General features: G+C 60.4%; 20 protein-coding genes and 3 pseudogenes. 10 read left to right on the top strand and 13 right to left on the bottom strand.

Annotated features, from left to right (window positions below):
* Window positions 1–83: 83 nt before the first annotated feature.
* A complete protein-coding gene (locus tag E4P09_RS26380) occupies window positions 84–410 on the top strand; it encodes a hypothetical protein (RefSeq protein WP_239024973.1) in 327 nt (108 codons plus the stop codon).
* A 21-nt stretch (window positions 411–431) separates the two neighbouring features.
* Here the strand turns inward: E4P09_RS26380 and E4P09_RS26375 are convergent.
* The 6 genes and pseudogenes from E4P09_RS26375 to traA form a co-directional block, all read right to left on the bottom strand.
* Window positions 432–1490, bottom strand: a pseudogene (locus E4P09_RS26375) (recombinase family protein); the annotation flags it as partial.
* Between the two features lie 76 nt (window positions 1491–1566).
* The gene (locus tag E4P09_RS00190; RefSeq protein WP_137387593.1) at window positions 1567–1821 is read right to left on the bottom strand and encodes a toxin-antitoxin system HicB family antitoxin; all 255 of its coding nucleotides are present in this window, start codon (window positions 1819–1821) and stop codon (window positions 1567–1569) included.
* Window positions 1818–2237, bottom strand: coding sequence for a putative toxin-antitoxin system toxin component, PIN family (locus E4P09_RS00185; RefSeq protein ID WP_137389165.1), 420 nt, complete (start codon window positions 2235–2237; stop codon window positions 1818–1820). The genes E4P09_RS00190 and E4P09_RS00185 overlap by 4 nt, the downstream gene beginning before the upstream one ends.
* A 110-nt stretch (window positions 2238–2347) precedes the next feature.
* A complete protein-coding gene (locus E4P09_RS00180) occupies window positions 2348–2587 on the bottom strand; it encodes a hypothetical protein (protein ID WP_137387592.1) in 240 nt (79 codons plus the stop codon).
* Window positions 2577–2792 carry a helix-turn-helix transcriptional regulator gene (locus E4P09_RS00175; protein WP_137387591.1) on the bottom strand — a complete coding sequence of 72 codons (216 nt, stop codon included), beginning with the start codon at window positions 2790–2792 and terminating at the stop codon, window positions 2577–2579. Before E4P09_RS00175 ends, E4P09_RS00180 begins: the two co-directional genes overlap by 11 nt.
* Before the next feature lie 495 nt (window positions 2793–3287).
* Window positions 3288–6269, bottom strand: coding sequence for a Ti-type conjugative transfer relaxase TraA (gene traA, locus E4P09_RS00170; RefSeq protein ID WP_137389164.1), 2982 nt, complete (start codon window positions 6267–6269; stop codon window positions 3288–3290).
* Between the two features lie 171 nt (window positions 6270–6440).
* On the opposite strand from traA, the gene E4P09_RS00165 reads away from it, so the two are divergent.
* The 3 genes and pseudogenes from E4P09_RS00165 to E4P09_RS26825 form a co-directional block, all read left to right on the top strand.
* The gene (locus E4P09_RS00165) at window positions 6441–6767 is read left to right on the top strand and encodes a conjugal transfer protein TraD (protein ID WP_170984143.1); all 327 of its coding nucleotides are present in this window, start codon (window positions 6441–6443) and stop codon (window positions 6765–6767) included.
* Window position 6768: 1 nt separating this feature from the next.
* Window positions 6769–7035, top strand: coding sequence for a conjugal transfer protein TraD (locus E4P09_RS00160; RefSeq protein WP_137387589.1), 267 nt, complete (start codon window positions 6769–6771; stop codon window positions 7033–7035).
* Between the two features lie 30 nt (window positions 7036–7065).
* A pseudogene (locus E4P09_RS26825) lies at window positions 7066–7204 on the top strand (IS3 family transposase); the annotation flags it as partial.
* Between the two features lie 90 nt (window positions 7205–7294).
* Here E4P09_RS26825 and E4P09_RS00155 read toward each other — a convergent pair.
* Entirely contained in the window at window positions 7295–7522 is a 228-nt protein-coding gene (locus E4P09_RS00155; RefSeq protein WP_137387588.1) for a hypothetical protein, read from the bottom strand.
* A gap of 317 nt (window positions 7523–7839) precedes the next feature.
* Between E4P09_RS00155 and E4P09_RS26370 the strand changes: the two are divergent.
* Window positions 7840–8085, top strand: a pseudogene (locus E4P09_RS26370) (IS66 family transposase); the annotation flags it as partial.
* Window positions 8086–8248: 163 nt separating this feature from the next.
* Here E4P09_RS26370 and nhaA read toward each other — a convergent pair.
* From nhaA to E4P09_RS00120, 6 genes are all read right to left on the bottom strand, one after another.
* Window positions 8249–9568 (bottom strand): Na+/H+ antiporter NhaA, encoded by a 1320-nt coding sequence (nhaA, locus tag E4P09_RS00145; protein WP_137387587.1) that lies wholly within the window; start codon window positions 9566–9568, stop codon window positions 8249–8251.
* A complete protein-coding gene (locus E4P09_RS00140; protein ID WP_137387586.1) occupies window positions 9565–10650 on the bottom strand; it encodes a zinc-binding metallopeptidase family protein in 1086 nt (361 codons plus the stop codon). The genes nhaA and E4P09_RS00140 overlap by 4 nt, the downstream gene beginning before the upstream one ends.
* Before the next feature lie 462 nt (window positions 10651–11112).
* Entirely contained in the window at window positions 11113–12141 is a 1029-nt protein-coding gene (locus tag E4P09_RS00135; protein ID WP_137387585.1) for a fatty acid desaturase, read from the bottom strand.
* Window positions 12125–12382 carry a hypothetical protein gene (locus E4P09_RS00130; RefSeq protein WP_137387584.1) on the bottom strand — a complete coding sequence of 86 codons (258 nt, stop codon included), beginning with the start codon at window positions 12380–12382 and terminating at the stop codon, window positions 12125–12127. Before E4P09_RS00130 ends, E4P09_RS00135 begins: the two co-directional genes overlap by 17 nt.
* A gap of 118 nt (window positions 12383–12500) precedes the next feature.
* Window positions 12501–12710, bottom strand: a complete 210-nt coding sequence (locus E4P09_RS00125) for a cold-shock protein (RefSeq protein ID WP_137387583.1) — start codon at window positions 12708–12710, stop codon at window positions 12501–12503.
* A 261-nt stretch (window positions 12711–12971) separates the two neighbouring features.
* Window positions 12972–13322, bottom strand: coding sequence for a hypothetical protein (locus E4P09_RS00120; protein WP_137387582.1), 351 nt, complete (start codon window positions 13320–13322; stop codon window positions 12972–12974).
* A 1120-nt stretch (window positions 13323–14442) separates the two neighbouring features.
* On the opposite strand from E4P09_RS00120, the gene E4P09_RS25810 reads away from it, so the two are divergent.
* From E4P09_RS25810 to E4P09_RS00100, 5 genes are all read left to right on the top strand, one after another.
* Window positions 14443–14595 (top strand): hypothetical protein, encoded by a 153-nt coding sequence (locus E4P09_RS25810; RefSeq protein WP_170984142.1) that lies wholly within the window; start codon window positions 14443–14445, stop codon window positions 14593–14595.
* Window positions 14596–14628: 33 nt separating this feature from the next.
* Complete coding sequence (locus E4P09_RS26150) at window positions 14629–15009, top strand: hypothetical protein (RefSeq protein ID WP_205041978.1); 381 nt, start codon at window positions 14629–14631, stop codon at window positions 15007–15009.
* Complete coding sequence (locus E4P09_RS00110) at window positions 14987–15241, top strand: DUF1488 family protein (RefSeq protein WP_137387581.1); 255 nt, start codon at window positions 14987–14989, stop codon at window positions 15239–15241. The genes E4P09_RS26150 and E4P09_RS00110 overlap by 23 nt, the downstream gene beginning before the upstream one ends.
* 60 nt (window positions 15242–15301) lie before the next feature.
* Window positions 15302–15580 carry a hypothetical protein gene (locus tag E4P09_RS00105; RefSeq protein WP_137387580.1) on the top strand — a complete coding sequence of 93 codons (279 nt, stop codon included), beginning with the start codon at window positions 15302–15304 and terminating at the stop codon, window positions 15578–15580.
* Between the two features lie 72 nt (window positions 15581–15652).
* A complete protein-coding gene (locus tag E4P09_RS00100; protein ID WP_239024971.1) occupies window positions 15653–15892 on the top strand; it encodes a hypothetical protein in 240 nt (79 codons plus the stop codon).
* Window positions 15893–15908: the final 16 nt, after the last annotated feature.

The raw sequence follows: 15908 nt of genomic DNA, 5'->3' as shown, positions 1-15908 counted from the left end.
CGTTCTTCGCGCGGTATCACCTCGATGCTGGTAACAAGTGAACGAATGGCGTTGACCGCCGCCCGGCGATCATCTTCGCTGGAGTGCAGCGCCTCCTGCAATTCGGCGATTCTGCGGCGGTAAACCTCAATCGAAGCTGGATGCAATTCCACGACATCGCTGGCATCCGAGATCGCTGCCAGATCGGCGGCAAGGCGCCCCTTCTCTGCCTCCATCTCGATCAGGCGCGACTTCATGCCTGTCGTTGCGACACCGTCGGCAATCGCGTCGATGATATTCGCGATTTGCCTTTCGAGATTGGCAAGCCGCGTGCCAATCTGCTGCCGATCATGTCGCATCTTCGCGTTCAGGCGCTTCCTTTCGGCATGATACTCAGCGAGAAATTCGGCAACTGCATCGGGAGCGAGTAGTCGCTGCTTGATGCCTTCGAGCACGCGGCGTTCGAGGTCAGGCACACGGACAGTTCGGTTGTTCGAGCAAGTCCCGCGTTCCCTATGCGCTGTGCAGGCAAGCTGATCCTGGGACTTGATGGTGTAGGCAGCGCCACAGCAACCGCACCGCACAAGACCGGAGAACATATGCTTCGGCCTTCGGCGTTTATGAAGCCGGGTTCCACCGTAGAGCTTCTTGCGTGCCTGGACGGCGTTCCATAGCTCGTCGCTGACGATGCGCAGGTGAGGAGCCTCCACCACTTGCCACTGTTCTGACGGGTTCGGGCGGGAGATGCGCTTGCCGGTTTCCGGGTCCTTGACCATCTGAACGCGATTAAAGATCAGAAGCCCGATATAGGCCTCGTTGTAGAGTATGCCGCTGCGACGTTTAAGATTGCCGTTGATCGTAGAGACTCCCCATTCTCGACCGAATGGAGAGGGAATGCCGTCGCGGTTAAGGCTGGCAGCGATGGTCCGGGCGGAACGTCCTGAGGCAAACTCCTGGAAGATGCGCCGGATTACACCAGCCTGTTCCTCATCCACTTCGCGGAGGCCTCGGATAGGCTCCCCTCGTTCGTCGAGCTTCTTGACCACACGATATCCGTAGGACAGGCCCCCGGCGGAATATCCGCTGATGACACGGCCGGACTGGCCACGCCTGATCTTGGCAGCCAGGTCACGAAGGAAGAGAGCGTTCATGGTGCCTTTCAAGCCGACATGCAGCTCATCCACCGTTCCTTCTGACAGGGTAACGATGCGAACACCGGCGAAGCGAAGCCGCTTGAATAATGCAGCGATGTCTTCCTGGTCACGGGATAGCCTGTCGAGGGCTTCGGCCAGAACAACGTCGAACCGCCCAGCCTGAGCATCCGCGAGGAGGGTTTTGATCCCCGGACGGAGGATCATGCTGGAACCGGAAATTGCAGCGTCGGTATAATTTGCTACGGCCTGCCATCCCTCGCGCTCCGCGCGCTCACGGCATAGCCGCAATTGATCCTCAATCGAGGCTTCCCGCTGGTTGTCCGACGAATAACGGGCATAAAATGCTGCGCGGGTCATGGGCGAGTTTCCGTTCAGTCAATTTTTTTCCTGCTTCGCCCTCACTCCTTGCGGTGGGGCAAGGCTGCTACGCAAATCAGATTGCATCCTCCGGTGTCGGCGGCACGTCCGGTGCCCGGTCTAAAAGTCTTGTCAGATCACCCCGCTTAGCCGTGCCTGCGCGCACCTTGAGAAAATCAGCGGCGGTTTCCACCGCACCAATCTTCTGCGCGACCGCCGACACGATCCATTGATTGAGCGACACGCCATCCTCTTGTGCCAAACGCGCCGCCGTCTCCTTGAGCGACTGCGGCAGTTGCAGCGGGTATTTGTAGCGTTGGGTCTGCGTCATGGGTTCAGCCTCCTGACGATCTCTCCCGGTGTTGCAATGGTGACGCCCAGCTTGAGCGCCGGGCGGAAATCCTTAACGTTGTGCGTCACTATGGCCTCGGCCTGTCCGTTCAATGCGGCTTCCAACACCATTTCATCGGCGACATCAGACAGCATCGGTCGCGTCCGAAACGAGATGTCAACGCCCTCGGACACGGCAGCAAGCGCGCTCATCACCGAAGCCACATCTTCCAGTCTATGGCCTGTCACCTGCCGGGTTTCCTCCCGGCTCAACACTGCTTCATATTCGAGAAACAGCGCCGTCGAGCAAAGCGGCGTCACCGCACCGCGATCAATCAGCCGCAAGAGCAGGTTGCTTGCCCCGTTGCGGCTGCGGAACGCCGCCACGATCACGTTGGTGTCCAGAACCAGTCTCATGGAAAGCATGATAGAGACATCTCATAAGATGTCAATTACTTACGCAATGGATTACCAGTTGCCACCCCATCCAACGAAGGATGGCACGGATATTGGCAATATCCCGCTGGTCAATCCTTATCGTCTGTGTCTCGCGCGGTCCCGTTGCTGGCTGGCGGCGTATTGTCATTGGCAGCCTGTAACGCTTCGAAATGTTCCCGCGCCATGCGCCTGCCGATCAGACGGGCGATGGACATCACCACCGCGTCGAGCCGAGCGGCGACATTGTTTTCGTTGCTGGCATCTCCATCGGGCGGATCATTGTCGTTGGCCTGAGCCTCTCTACCCCGATGCCTTCCTTCATCGCCCATCGCCGACCTCTTCCTCCGGTCGCCACCTGACCGGATTGGCAACCCAGCGGTCGATGTCGGATTCGCGCCATCCGGCGCTCTTGGTGCTGATCTTGAATTGAGCGGGGAACGTACCCTCGGCCATCTTGCGGTAGATGGTGGACTTCGACAGGCCGGTACGAGCAAGCACGGTGTTCATGCGGACGATACGATCTGGTTGACGCATGGCTGCATTGCCTCCTGCTGATCGGTTCTGACAATTGCAGGGACCAGTCAGAGCAACGAGTTGCCATTGTGCAACAGACATTTAGCCGTCGTAGGGCTATGGCGTGCAACCGGCGGTAAATAGGATAGTTGTCGTATCCGATACTCGGCCCGCCATAGACGCATATTATTGATGAAGGCCAGCTCCGGTTGAGGCACAGGGTGATTCGGGCTCGGCTTCTACTGTCCTGGAATCAACCGCAATATAGGCGACCACTTGCACAAGGGAGCGCCGGCGCTCCCACCAAGCCTTTGCTGCTTCCTCACGCTTTGCCGGGCCGTGAAGCGGGCTGTCTAGGCTGGCGCGGAACGCGCCACCGCGAAGCGGCTGCGGCCTTGACTGCCCGGTTCAGGTCCGGCCCCATCTCGGGAAGCGACAAAGGATTGTTCCGAACCTTCCGGTTCCAAATCCTGGCCAGCCATTCCGCGCACCGCGAATAGGCGGAGCAGCGTGTGGCTACATTCCGATGCCCAGCCCTCTTCCCCTGCCGAGACCATGACTGAGGGCCAGATCGCCGCCGATACCCAGCCCCCTGTCGAAGGGGATGCCCAGTTCGCGCCTGCGGTTGGCGAGCAGGGATTCCATCTGCGGGTCGCGTTCGAGGCCCGCAACCATGTTGCCCATCTCCGCCCGCGTGGACCTGTAGCCGGAATAATCACCCGCCGCATATTGGCGCTCGCTGGCCCGGCTGAGTTTCTGCCAGCGTTCGACAAAGCGATCCGCACGCCGCTGCGGATCGGTGCGGATTTCGGTTTCGAGCTGGAAGGCGCGGATGGCACGGTTGACTTTGCCCGATGCCGCCTCGTGGGAAAGCCTGGCATCCCGGGAATAGGCTTCCTCCGCATCCCTTGAACCGAAGGGGCGCACTTCATCGAATGTCGTGCGGGCTTCAACCAGTTCATTCCATTGCTCGCGGCTGACCTTGTGGCATGCGTCCTCGGTTGCATAGATTCTGCTGACGGCCTGGGCGTGACGGATGAGCGCCATTCTGCGGGCGTGGCGCATAGCGTCTTCCAGATCGATCCCGGCTTCGTGCGCCACCGCCTCGATCTCCTGTGTCAATCCCTGACCGACCGCCGCCCTTTCCGGTCGGTCTGTGCCATCACCGGCCGTGCGCGTGTCGAAGACGATGTCGCCGATTCTGTCTCGGGCAGTTTCCAGCATCTGTTGGCGTTCGATCTCGGCGGCACGGGTGGCAAAGTTGATACCGCGCCGTTCGGCAAAGCTGTGAGCCGGGTCGATCTGCTGCTGGTAGTCGCTCGCCATGTCCTTGGATCGGTCGCGCGACAGGGTGGAGATGAGCCTGTCCTGGCTGGCAAAATCGTCGCGGCCATAATGCAGATCCATACCGTCGCAGTGACGCGACAGGGCGACATAGCTTGAATGGGCATCGAGCCCCGGTGTGGCCAGAACATGGATACGGTCAACCGTCATGCCCTGGGATTTGTGGATGGTGGCCGCATAGCCGTGGTCGATACGGTCGTAGTCTTTCAGGTCGAACGCGATGCTGCGCCCGTCATCGGTGCGAACGGCCATGGATTGCGTGCTGATATCCTCGATAGTGCCGAGCGTGCCGTTCTTGACGCCAAGGCCGCGCTCGTTCTGCAGGAACATGATACGGTCACCGCTGGCAAAGTGACGTTCGCCGCGTTCAACCGTCAGGCGCACATCCTCGCCCAGATCGCCAGCCCCGCGCATTTTCTCCCGCGCCGCTTGGTTGAGTTCGCGCACTTCTGCATTGGTGTGGGTGAGGATGATGCGGCTGGCAACCGGTGAAGCTTGCCGGTCGCGGTCCCAGCGCTCGATCAGATCGTTACGCGCCTGCTCCCGCGTTTGCGCCTCATGCACCATGTCGTGACGGTCATAGGCATGAATCGCATCTTGGGTTTTGCCGGTGGCCAGATCGCGCGTTGCATCCTGCTGCCAGTCTTCGCGCTGACGGCGCACGGTCTCGATTTCGACGCCGCCGTGGCGCTCATGGATCGACCGGAACGCTGCTCCGGCTTCTATGGATTGCAACTGCTGCGGATCGCCGACCAGCACCACCTTTGCGCCGACTTCTGCCGCATGGGATAGAACACGCTCCAACTGCCGCGTGCCGACCATGCCCGCTTCATCGATGACAAGCACATCGCGGCTGGTGAGCATGTCGCGACCGTTCGCCCAGCCATGTTCCATGCTGGCGATGGTGCGGGACGCAATGCCCGATCCGCCTTCCAGATTCTCCGCCGCGATACCGGAAAGGGCAACGCCGCGCACCTCGTAGCCTGCCGCTTCCCATGCCTCGCGCGCCACGCCGAGCATGGCGCTCTTTCCCGTTCCGGCATAGCCGACGACAATGCCGAGATCGCGCCCATCGGTGACATGCGCCAGGGCGTCGGCCTGCTCGCGGGAGAGAACAAGTCCGCGTTGTTCCGCACGCGCAAAAGCGGCTTCGCGATCTCTGTCGCTGACCTCGTGCAATTCCTTCCCGGCCATCAGTTCTGCCGCGCGATGCAGGCGCTGTTCGGCCTCGATCATGTCGCGCGTGGTGAAACGATCCTGACCGCGCCCGTTTTGCCCCAACTCCACCAGATCGGGCGAATTGCGTATCGCGCCCATGACCTCGTTGAACTGGTCGATGCCATCGCTGTGCCGGTGCGCGAACATCGCCATGTCACGCCGGGTGAAGGTCGATTGCTGGTGCGTGATCGCGTCCAGCGCCACGGATGGATCGGCAATGATGCGCTCGCCATTGTTGCGAGCGATCTCGCGGTGCATATCGGCACGGTCGGCGACCTCGATGCCTTCGCCCTCTTTGCGCTGCGCGGGTGCGCCGATCTGTGTTTGCGGCTCCAGGTCTATGCCCTGCGCCTCAAGACTGCGATGATCGATGCGGGCATCAATGTCGAGGTCGGCAAGCCGCTCGTTGACATGCTCGGCCCAACGTTCGCGCCACCGCTCGACCATCTCCGTGCGGTTCCAGTCGCGTTGCTTCTTGCCGAACCCGTCTTCATCGACTTCGCGCATGGTGAGCATGACATGGGCATGGGGTTTGGGGCTTCCGTCCTCGGCAAAATCCCAATGCACATTCAAATCGGCGATCATGCCCTGATGGACAAATTCGGACTGCGCGAAGTCGCGGGCGAGTTCGATGCCCTGTGCCTGCGTCATCTCGCGCGGGATTGCAAACTCCACCTCGCGGGCGAGCTGGGCGTCCTTCCTGACCTCGAACGCCTCGACATCGTTCCACAGCCGTTCGCGGTCGGACCAGTGTTCTGGAGCCCCAACAGGCAACAGTACCTCGGAATGGACGACGCCGCGCTTGGCGGAAAAGTCCTGCACGCGGTCGATGCGCTCGTCGCGCATCCGCGAGGCCGAGCGGTAGGCGGCGGAGGCCACCGCACTCGACCCGGCCTTGCGGCCGATGACCTTGACGTGAAGATGATAGATCGCCATCGCGATCAAGAATTGGCACGACGAAGCGCACGTCGGAACGACGTATAAGCGCGCCCTCCCTCGAAAAAATCTCGGGATGGACCGGGCCGTGCCAGACCGTCCTGGCAACCTTACAGCATTGTGCTCGACGCTCAACTATCATCGCTGCATCAACAGCTTATGGAGAACGCAATGCGCAAACCACGGGACTTCGATGCGGAACTGAAAGCGCTGGACGACAAGGCCAAAGCACTCAAGACCCGCAAGGTGCAGCAACTCGGCGAACTGGTGATCGCCACCGGAGCGGACAATCTCACCGCCGACGAACTGGCTGGGGCGCTGCTCGCGCTGGCGGAAACAAAAGACCCCGCAAAGAGGGGGGCGTGGGCGAAGCGCGGGGCCGCCTTCTTTCGAAGCAAGTCGCGGCGATCTGCTCCTGCATCTGATCGCGACGCTGGCGGCGCTCCAGCGCAACCGGGCAGCGCGCTACCGCCATCAGGCGGCACGGGCGCGGCATGACATGCGGACATGGCAGGTCGAGCGCCGGAAGCGCACGCGGCACCTGATCGAACTCGGCGGCCTCGTGGTCAAGGCGGGCATCGTGGAACTGACTGGCGACGAGCGCGCCACCATCCTCGGCGCTCTGCTCTGGATGGCCGAAAAGCTCAAAAGCGAGGACGGCGAACGGGCACGAGAACTGTGGACCGGAAAGGGGAAAGAGGCGTTCGCAGCAGACGGCAAGGACGAGACGCCCGCCGTTTCACGAGTGCAGCACGATCAGGCATGACCGATGGCGAGCGGTGCCGGCGAGTTGTAGAATACTGTGCGCCCTCATGGATCGCTCGGCTACAAGCCGCCCGCACCGGAGGTCTTCATCCCCGCCTTCGCCGCGGGCTGCTCTACAACCCAGACCAGCGACGCCGCCCGCGCAGGCACCGGAACCATCAATGCACTAACATTCACACTGGATCCGTCTGTGGGGCCGATCAGCGCATCGCGTTCACATCGTGTTCGGGGCCAGATGATTGGCACGCAGTGGCTCCCCGCTAAACACTCTGTTGCTCTACTCCAAGACGAAGCCGGATCGAAGCCTCCAGTTCTTTGGCAAAACCAAGTGCGGACTGAAGAACCGTCGTTTCATTTGAAGCGACCGATCCTTGGTCCTTGATTGCGATCGGCAATTCCATCTTGCCTGCGACCGCGGTCACGCGAACACTAAATAGAAGCTGGCCACCAGGCCGCTCCTCAACTTTGATCAATTCGATATTTGCCATCGTCACTCTCCCATGCTGTCAACCACTGGTGATCACGATGGCGGGTTGGTTGATGGCGGACTAATTGCGCCACCGGGATTATGCAGTGTGATTGGGACATTGTACCCGATACCCGAATGAGGCCGATCCCGTTATGGTGTCTGCGTCATAGGGTTACGCCAGATAAATGAGGCGATGCATCCTCTTCTTCGACTCGCAGTCACCGTAAGCTCTTTATTGACAGGGAGCAAATTGACCCGGGTAACGAACCTGCAATGGTGACGGCCACGCTTGGACCATCAGTGAGAGTTCGAATGGATCAGATAGACTTCCGCTTTGGGGCAGTTCGAAAAGACCGTCTGTGGACCTATGTGCGCGATGACCGGCCTTGGAATGTTGCCACCGGCCGCGTTCTTCCGCTTCTCCCGCGTTCGCGAGTGGATTAATCCATCAGCACCTCGCCGGATCGCATGGGGTCCTGCAAGCCGATGTATGGCGGATACAACGATCTCTATCGCGCGAACCGCGATACGGGGCCCTTGACCAGCGCCCTGTGCTGGGCCTATTCGCGCCGGAAGTTTTGGGCGGTTGAGGTGAAGAATTGGTTGTCGCTTCCACCTGGCCGGGGGTGGTCATCAAGCCTGTTGATAAAGTGACGTTCGCGACTTCAATCTGACCGAAAGGGAGTTACCGATACCGACGATAGACCACCGCTTGCCGAGTTTGCCGTGAATACTTGTTTCACATTCAGGTAGCTCGTTCTCGCGAGGTCAACCAAGCAAGCGTCGCAAGGCCGGCCACGGCTGAAAAGACGGATCCGGCAAGAATACCAAGCTTGGCGGCATCCAGCATTGCTGGGGCATATGCAAGGCCGGCGATGAACAGAGACATGGTGAAGCCGATGCCTGTCAGGAAGGCGCCGGCAGCCAGGAATGGCCAACTCAAGCTGGATGCCCGGTCGACCAGACCGAAACGCACGGCAAGCCAGCTGAAACAGAAAACACCGACCGGCTTGCCCAGAGCCAGACCTGCGAAAATCGCCAGTGAAACAGGTTGGCCGATATCCTCGACAGTGATCGCCACTCCGGCATTGGCCAGGGCGAAGACAGGCATAACCGCGAAGCCCACCCAGGGGTGCAGCATCGTCTCTAGCCGCTCCACCGGAGAAAGCGATTCCGTGACCGCCCTGCTCGCCTGTCGGAGGTCGCGGCGGTTCGCGGTGTCGCCGCTCCAACGCTCACCTCCCGGATAGGCGAGCACGCGCCCGAGGATCGCACGCAGACGCTGGTCGCTTACCCATACGCGCGTCGGCGTCATCAAGCCGAGAACAACACCGGCGATCGTCGCATGCACGCCGGATACGTCGAAGCACAGCCATACTACGCCTCCCAGCAGGAAATAGACGGGAACGCTTCTAATTCCGAGTCCGGCAACGCCTGCAACTGTGCCAAGTCCAAGCAGGCCGAGGCCGAGCGCAAGCCAATTCAACGCTTCGCCGTAGCCGACAGCCACCACCAGTATTGCCCCGACGTCGTCGAAAATCGCCAGAGACAACAGAAACACGCGCAGGGCCGGCGGGATGCGGGAGCCGAACAGCGCGAGGCAACCGATCACGAACGCCGTGTCGGTGGCCATGACGGTCCCCCATCCGTGCGTTCCCTGTTGGCCGCTCATCAACGCTAAATAGACGGCCACCGGAACGAGCATGCCACCCAGGGCGGCTGCGAAAGGAAGCGCTGCCGTTCGTAAATTCCGCAATTCACCGAGCACAATCTCTCGTTTGAGCTCCAGGGAAATCACGAAGAAGAAAAACGTCATCAACCCGTCGTTGATCCAGTGCCGCAGTGAACGGCTGAAATCCAGCGAACCAAAATGAAGGCCGATCGGCGTTTCCCACAACTTGAGAAACTGCACTGACCAGGGTGAGTTTGCCAGGAGCAACGCGACGAGCACTGCAAGGAGCAGCAGTCCTCCTGCTGCCGCCTCGATCTTCAGAAACCGCGCGAGCGGCTTGGTAACGCGGTCGGCTATTGCGTGCGGCAGGTCCGTGCTGCTTCGATCGGTCATGACAGTTCTTCACCCGCCCCGGTCCCGTGGACCAATCCATGGACGAAGCGCAGCTTTCCCATAACCGCCGGTGTCAGCACGAATGGGTAGAGGTCGGGCTGCCCCATGCTGTGGTTGAGACTGTTGACCGCATAGGCCAAGGGCAACCATGCTGCTGTCAGCGCGTTGAAGTCACGCTGCTCATAGGGATCGAAATCGACATCCATCTCGATTGCGGGGTAGCGGCCGAGCCGGGGGTGGACGCGGAGGCCGAATGCAGCCGCAGTCTCCAGCGTATCCACAATGTGCAGATAATGTGCCCAGGTTTCGGCGAAGTCCTCCCAAGGATGGGACCCGGCATAGCTACTTACATGACGTTCCTGCCAATCGGGCAGCGGGCCGTTCGCATAATGCGCAGCCAAGGCTGCGGAATAGTTACGGCGCTCATCGCCGAACATCTCCCGGAAGGCTTCGTGCCAAACCCCGTTCTGGACAAGGCGCTCCCAATAATAGTGACCCACTTCATGACGAAAATGGCCGAGAACTGTTCGGTACGGCTCCGCCATGTCGCGGCGCTGGCGTTCGCGTTCGGCATCGTCGGCCTCAGCGATGTCGATGGTGATCAGCCCGTGAGCATGACCTGTGAGCACCTGCGGTCCTTCCTGAAACGCTCTGCCCGAGCCGGCGAGGAAGTCGAATGCAAGGCCCTGCTCGGCATCCTCGAACCTGTCTGAAAGCGGCAGTCCGAACCGCAACAGACCATAGACCAGCCGATGCTTTGCCGTCTCCAGACGCTGCCAGAGCACGAGGTTACCGGAAGTGTCGAGATTGGGAATCGTCCGGTTGAGGCGACAGGCACGACACAATGCATCCGCACCATCTGCCGCTACCAGCCAGTTGCAGACGCCATGGTCGGCATTGGCGCAGAAGCGGTACTCCTCGTCAGAAACGGCCAGCGGGCGCCAGCGCCTGTCGCCTACGGCCGTCAGGGCACTCAATATCGATCGTTCCGCCAGATAACCCAGGACGTGCCCGCAGCGCTCACACCGGGTATTCTCGAAATAAAGCAACTGGCCGCAGTGCTGGCACTCGAATAGCTTCATGATCGGATCCTCAAGAACTCCGAATGACAGACCCGAAACATCGTTGTTAGGGAGCGCCCGCAGGCGCCAAGCACCTCGGGATGAGCTGGTGCCGATTTCTGAGACAAGGGCATAGGATGGACCGCATTTCTCGGATTTCCATGTCCTGCACTTCGTTAGCCTGGTGTTGGCTCCCGCCAGGACGACGTTCGGTCAAGCATAACAGCCAACCGCATGTCGGTCAGTTCTTATCGCCCTGGATGACAAGTTCTACAGAGGGCAGCAGGCCAACTCGAGAGACATCCGATACAACGGATTTTGATCGACCGCACCTCGCAACAGAAGACTGCGTCGACTAGGCGTGGTCATAGTCCGCGCAACAATCGGGGCGGATAATGGAACCGAAGCACCGATTGGAAGTTCGGATCACGGCGGATCGTCGCGACGCCAGGAGAGGTCCCTTCGCGCCGGACGCGCTGGAGATCAGGTGGCCACCTGTGCCTCTCGAAACGATACGAGGCGCTTCGCTTTTTCGTCCCACAACACGAGTTTGACGCAGCTGAGGCTCTGAAGAAGCGTGATGCGGCCGATGTGCCGCAAATCGGGATGATCCCGCAGCACCTCGGGCAGACGGTAGAACGGCACTTTCGCAGCCAGATGGTGGACGTGGTGGATTCCGATATTGCCCGTAATCCAGCGAAGCGGGAACGGAAGATCATAGTGCGAGCTACCGTAGAGCGCGGCATCCTGGAACTTCCAGTCCTCGCCGTCCGACCAGTGCGTCTGCTCGAACTGGTGCTGAATGTAGAAGAGCCAGACGCCGGTGGTTGCCGCCATCAGGGTGATCGGCACTTGCACCATGAGGAAGGGACCGATCCCCATGAACCACATCAAGCCAGCCACCGGAAGAGCCGCGCCGATGTTGGTGGCGATCGTGGAAACCCATGGCTGAACACCGGCCCGCATGAGGCCGAGCGGCAATCTGTACTGGCAGATGAACAGCCAGGCCGGACCGAGACCGAACATCACCGCAGGGTGGCGATAGAGCCTATAGCGTACGCGTCCCCACCAGGATAGCGCGCGATATTCCCCGACCGTAAGCGTATTAACGTCTCCGATCCCGCGCTTGTCCAGATTGCCCGCCGTGGCGTGGTGGACAGCATGGGTGCGGCGCCAGTAGTCGTAAGGCGTGAGCGTGAAGACGCCGATCACGCGCCCGGTCCAATCGTTGATGCCGCGACTTGCGAAGAGGGCGCCATGGCCGCAATCGTGCTGCAGGATGAAGAGGCGGACCAGAAAGCCGGCCGCAGGGACCGTCAGCAGGAGACCCCACCAATAGCCATTTGCAACAGCCACCGCCGTCAATGCCCACAGCGCGACAAAAGGAAGCGCCGTTGTGGCGACCTCGACCGTACTGCGGATCGCACTGGGTTTGCGATACTGCGCGAGAACCGTAGTCCAGGAGGCGCCCTTTGGTTCAACGGCCGCACCGCCGTCAATGTTGCTTTTCATCAGATTTCCAGGTTGCGCATGCGTCCGGCCACTTTCTGCCGCGGCCTTTGGCCGGCGCAGGCTTCGGTTGCCGTGCTTTCATTTGCAGACGGGCCTGCCGCAGCTTTCGGGTCTTGGCCTCGCGGCTGTCGGCTTCCGCCTGGATGATCGCGCGCGCTGTGCTGTTCGTGATCTCAGCCTTGGTCTGCGGGCCCGGCCGCACAAGCCGGAACAGATTGTCCTTGGTTATGGCTACAGCCATGTCGTCGGTCTCCTTCCGACAGGGTTGAAAGCAAAAAGGTCGGGCGGAAGCCCGACCTCTCCTCTCGTCTCGACGATCCGTGCCAGTACATCCGTGGTCACGTCTCGAAGACGAATGCTTATGCAACGTGCAGGTTATCCGCAGCACTCTTGCCCGAACGGCTGTCCTGGACAACGTCGAAGCTCAGCTTCTGGCCTTCCACGATGGTGCGCATGCCGGCGCGTTCGACGGCAGAGATATGGACAAAAACGTCCGAAGCGCCATCGTCAGGCTGGATGAAACCGAAGCCCTTGGTCGCGTTGAAGAATTTTACGGTTCCAGTGTTCATGACGATTTCCTTTCAATCAGTCATAGAGAATGTTCGCCGTGCACGGAGCACGGAGAACAATGTAGGTCGACATTGAGAGGGAAGATCATCAGAGCGCCTGGGGCGCGGAAACAAAGTTCGGCAAACAAGATCGATTTCCAACATATAAGCCTCACCGGTCCGCAAGACAAGGTTCCATCACACAGCCAACTATCTGGTAGGTCACGCGAGGGCTCCGCCGCAACGGAGCCGTTTGCGGCATCGCGAGGCGCTTGCTCGGGTTCAACCTTTGGTGGGCATGGTATCGGTGGTGGATGCTTCGGGCACGACCACCCTTTCCGGCAGGCTTTCCAGAGCCAGGAGCCGCTGCGCACAGACGTCCGCGGCGCCAGTAATCTGCTTCTCAAGGCCCGGAACGATGATCCAGCCTCCGTCCTCGATGAAATTGTCTCGCTCGTAGGTCTTGGCTTCCTTGAGCAAGACCAGATTGCCGGCGGCGTTTGCGTCGGCGACAAAGGCTTCGACACAAATCGAAGCGACCAGTTGCTCGCCGGCGTTCCGGGATGCCTTTGCAGCCATTTCACTGGCGGTGCCGCCAGTGACCCAGCCGCCCCAGCTGAACCCGACGATCATTGCCGCCACAGCTCCAGCGCCCGCGCCAACGAGGGCGGGTTTCGTCCATACGGGGGATTCCATGAGATTGTCCAATCAGAGTGAGGACAAGCACGCATGATCGCGTGCGAGTGGGAAAAACATATCACGAAACATGACAGCAAGCAAAATTCCGTTAAAACCGTCATGGGCGACGATGCAGACCGGCACCTGCCGGTTCGTTGAGAGATCCGCGCGGACAGAACCGCCCGACGGCAGTGCGCGATTCCAGCGAATATCCTCGCCTTCCCGGACGAATACTGGTACCGTTTGATCCGTCGGCGGCTTCAAACAGGGCGCTGCCGATTGAGGGTCGCCCTATGTGGCACCCCCGCCCCAGCCAAGGAAGGAGGGCAGTCATGTCTTCCGCCTCGTTACATCCACAACATCCGACGTTGGCAACCATGACGATCATGGTGGACGCCGTCGCATGAAATATCTCGGCAAACTGGGCACCGATCCGACGCTCTGGCTGCTCTTCCTCATGATCGGCGGTGCAGGAAGCGCTCTTCTGTACGTGGTTCTGACCAGCATCACTTTTTGAGCAACCATGTCGGGTCTTGGCACCGGGCCTATCGCTCGAACGGCGCGGGATGCCGGAGAAGCACGACCACGTCTCCGACATCCACTACCAGAAACCGAAAGGCGAGCCGATGAGCGAAGCCACGTCGCACAGGGCCCGCACCGGGGAAATCCCTGGTTCTTGAACAATCGTACCGACGCTCCTGTTATTCATCCGCCGTAGAACCTATATGAGGATGTGGCCTCAAAGACGCGGCTTCAAGAAAGAACGCATATAAAAATCGTTCCCTTCGCTGTTGTTGCTCGATGCGCCGAAGGCAGTTCTTACGCAACCGACCACCCGCCTGATCGATCGCAGCGCCGAGAATGACAGGCTGCCGCGCAGCCGACGACCGCACCGTCGGCACTTGGAGCCTGAGCGCCTTCAAGCGTCGCGCGCTACGGCAGCTGGATTGTGACAATCCTGCACGATCACCACCTGCGGCACCGGTCAGGTGAAGAGCATGACAGACCATCGTTTTTGCAATCTGGAGGCGCAGCCCGGCCGGGCGTCGCCGCAACCGAAGAACGGAGCTTGACAATGGCCAAGGGACAAAAGCGCAGCAATCGCGAGATAAGAAAGCCGAAGCAGAAGAAGGTGCCCGCGAAAATGGAGGCGCCGTTCGGCAGTCAGGTCAAGCAAGCGGGCAACAGCAACACACCCCGCGGCACGGAGAAGGTCCGGCCTGGTTAGCAGAGGGATTGCGCTCCACCGACAGGTATCAGGATGAAGGTTGTCATCGAATTTTACAGGGTCCGCGCGGTCGACGACGCTCGCGCAAAGGTCGGCCATGTCAGCCGCGATGTGATCAGTACGGAAGCGGCGATCGAGTTGGCCGCGTCACTGCCGTGCTCACTCGCCATGCCGCAAGAACCGGACATCGTCACGATCTCTGACGATCAGGGGAATGCCTTCTATTGCGCGGCGGTCGGATCCGGCGGCGTTGCCGGGATGGATCATGACGCTCGCGAGATCAGCATCTGGGAGAATGAAGGCGGCGCTGTCGCCCGCTCATCCTTACCGGGAGCCGCAGGGCCGCGATCAGTAGATTTTTCTCCTTCCAATGCCAATGAGGTATCCGACCATGACACTCACTTTCCCCAATAGAAGCCGTAGCTATGACGAAGTCGGGCAGCGTGTTCGCTTTATCGGCCATGACGGCATGTTCGAGGTGCCGTTCTTCGTGGAGACCGCTGCGCTCCGTCCGGCAGCGGCCGGCGAAGCACATTGTCTGGCCGCATTCGATGCGGCACGCACCACGATCCACGATGTCGCGCGAGAAATTTACGGGAACGCCCGCAGGACCGTCTATGTGCTGACGGCGGCGGATTTCCGGTAACCCTGTGGCTTCTCCAGCCCCACCCTCAATGCCAATACGCTGGAATACCTGGATGTTGCCATGACCGTTCGCACCACAGATACAGAGATCACATTCATGCGACCATTCTCGCTGAGCGCCTTCGACGCTCCGCAACCTGCGGGAATCTATCATGTGGCGATCGAAGAGGAGGAAATTCTCGGTCTTTCCTTTCTTGCTTACCGGCGCACAGCCACGATGCTTCACATTCCGGCGATTTCCAATGAATGCGACCGACATCAGGTGGTGGAGGTCGATCCGGAGGAGCTGGCGGCGGCATTGGACGCGGATGCGCTCGCGTGCCGGACTATCGAGAAGTAGTCGGTCATGCGGCATCTAGGTGGAATCCACGGAACCGGCGTCCTGAAAGGTGGGGGTAAGACACTTGCCCGCGTGATCTATGATTTTGACGGTTTCCTGAGGAAGCCGGGAGACGTGATTGGCAGCGGCGAAATCCGGATGCTTCCCGAAACTCTGCGGCAGGTATTCGGCCGCGAGGATCTCCATCTCCTGACGGGTGACGGACGGCTTCTGCGCCTTCGCTTCTCCGAAAAGTATCTACCGGCGGCCAGCGATGCCGCTCATGTGGATGTCGCAGGCGACCTGCCGCCGCAATCCGAATGGCGCCACTGACCGACCGATCTCCTCG

The organism is Rhodoligotrophos defluvii (assembly GCF_005281615.1).
GTDB lineage: Bacteria > Pseudomonadota > Alphaproteobacteria > Rhizobiales > Im1 > Rhodoligotrophos > Rhodoligotrophos defluvii.
This window is presented reverse-complemented; position numbering and strand designations above follow the sequence as displayed.

What these genes read in the sequence shown, in the direction of transcription:
- E4P09_RS00125 (WP_137387583.1), bottom strand. Translation starts at nt 12,710, where the DNA reads ATGAACACTGGAACCGTAAAATTCTTCAACGCGACCAAGGGCTTCGGT.
- E4P09_RS00155 (WP_137387588.1), bottom strand. Translation starts at nt 7,522, where the DNA reads ATGGCAAATATCGAATTGATCAAAGTTGAGGAGCGGCCTGGTGGCCAG.
- E4P09_RS26150 (WP_205041978.1), top strand. Translation starts at nt 14,629, where the DNA reads ATGAAGGTTGTCATCGAATTTTACAGGGTCCGCGCGGTCGACGACGCT.
- nhaA (WP_137387587.1), bottom strand. Translation starts at nt 9,568, where the DNA reads ATGACCGATCGAAGCAGCACGGACCTGCCGCACGCAATAGCCGACCGC.
- traA (WP_137389164.1), bottom strand. Translation starts at nt 6,269, where the DNA reads ATGGCGATCTATCATCTTCACGTCAAGGTCATCGGCCGCAAGGCCGGG.
- E4P09_RS00105 (WP_137387580.1), top strand. Translation starts at nt 15,302, where the DNA reads ATGACCGTTCGCACCACAGATACAGAGATCACATTCATGCGACCATTC.
- E4P09_RS00135 (WP_137387585.1), bottom strand. Translation starts at nt 12,141, where the DNA reads ATGAAAAGCAACATTGACGGCGGTGCGGCCGTTGAACCAAAGGGCGCC.
- E4P09_RS25810 (WP_170984142.1), top strand. Translation starts at nt 14,443, where the DNA reads ATGGCCAAGGGACAAAAGCGCAGCAATCGCGAGATAAGAAAGCCGAAG.
- E4P09_RS00160 (WP_137387589.1), top strand. Translation starts at nt 6,769, where the DNA reads ATGCGGACATGGCAGGTCGAGCGCCGGAAGCGCACGCGGCACCTGATC.
- E4P09_RS00165 (WP_170984143.1), top strand. Translation starts at nt 6,441, where the DNA reads ATGCGCAAACCACGGGACTTCGATGCGGAACTGAAAGCGCTGGACGAC.
- E4P09_RS00180 (WP_137387592.1), bottom strand. Translation starts at nt 2,587, where the DNA reads ATGGGCGATGAAGGAAGGCATCGGGGTAGAGAGGCTCAGGCCAACGAC.
- E4P09_RS00130 (WP_137387584.1), bottom strand. Translation starts at nt 12,382, where the DNA reads ATGGCTGTAGCCATAACCAAGGACAATCTGTTCCGGCTTGTGCGGCCG.
- E4P09_RS00190 (WP_137387593.1), bottom strand. Translation starts at nt 1,821, where the DNA reads ATGACGCAGACCCAACGCTACAAATACCCGCTGCAACTGCCGCAGTCG.
- E4P09_RS00175 (WP_137387591.1), bottom strand. Translation starts at nt 2,792, where the DNA reads ATGCGTCAACCAGATCGTATCGTCCGCATGAACACCGTGCTTGCTCGT.
- E4P09_RS00185 (WP_137389165.1), bottom strand. Translation starts at nt 2,237, where the DNA reads ATGAGACTGGTTCTGGACACCAACGTGATCGTGGCGGCGTTCCGCAGC.
- E4P09_RS00110 (WP_137387581.1), top strand. Translation starts at nt 14,987, where the DNA reads ATGACACTCACTTTCCCCAATAGAAGCCGTAGCTATGACGAAGTCGGG.
- E4P09_RS00140 (WP_137387586.1), bottom strand. Translation starts at nt 10,650, where the DNA reads ATGAAGCTATTCGAGTGCCAGCACTGCGGCCAGTTGCTTTATTTCGAG.
- E4P09_RS00120 (WP_137387582.1), bottom strand. Translation starts at nt 13,322, where the DNA reads ATGATCGTCGGGTTCAGCTGGGGCGGCTGGGTCACTGGCGGCACCGCC.